The following is an 857-nucleotide window of genomic DNA, read 5'->3' as shown; positions in this document are numbered from 1 at the left end:
ACATTATATGCAGGAAGAAGCTGGTCATTGCCCATATAGTCTTTCTTGATACGCATGAAGGTTGCCGAAGGGTCTGTCTTGGAATAACTGTTGCGGTTGGGGCCACAAACTGCGATCTTTTCGACATAGTCTTCGAGCTTTGCCGTATATTCCTTCAGACGCTCATAGTGTCGTTGCTGGGGCGTTTTGCGATGTCCGATTCCATGGACAAATTGGGATTCGTCGATTTCACAAATGGCAGCGTAGCGCCGGATTACCTCTTTTAGATAGGCAGGAACATATTCCGTGTGGGTTTCAATCTTTATGCCAAAAGGAGCCAGCTCCTCATTCATCTCATGAAACAGTCCGGTGATCTTTTCATAGAGCTTGTACCGGAATTTCTCCGTAGCCCTTTTCCAAACCCAGCTGTACTTATTGGCGTTAGCCTCAAACTTCGAACCATCGATGTAAAGATGGCTCAAATCCACATGTTCTTCGGTAAATATCTTTTTATTGATGTCGTTGAGCAGCTCCTCAGCGGATGGCCCCAGAACGTTTTCGATAAAGTATCCGAAGGTACGATATGATGGAGTTTGATGATCCATGAGATACATGTAGCGAAGGTTGACCTTGCAGTTATCTTCGAGCTCTCGGAGCGAGATATATCCATGGGACATGAATCCGAATAAAATTGCTTTCAGCATGTTGGCCGGGTTGTATCTGATACGTCCCGTGATATGCTTGGGAACATTTTTCAGATACTTCTCCAAGTTGATTCCCTCCATGAATCTGTTGAAAACCAACACCGGATCGCAAATATCCAGAAAATCTGAAATATATAGTGGCAAAATTGCCTGTTTTGGTTTAGAATAATTAGT

1 protein-coding gene is annotated in these 857 nt (G+C 43.9%); it reads right to left on the bottom strand.

Annotation, left to right across the window (positions count from 1 at the left end; all coding sequences use genetic code 11):
* The coding region (locus tag H8J70_RS12360; protein ID WP_222433715.1) for a transposase at positions 1-749 on the bottom strand (749 nt) is incomplete at its 3' end.
* Positions 750-857 lie beyond the last annotated feature (108 nt).

The organism is Megasphaera hominis (assembly GCF_014269395.1).
GTDB classification, from domain to species: domain Bacteria; phylum Bacillota; class Negativicutes; order Veillonellales; family Megasphaeraceae; genus Megasphaera; species Megasphaera hominis.
The sequence above is the reverse complement of the archived record's forward strand: the minus strand, read 5'-3'. Positions and strand labels throughout refer to the sequence as shown.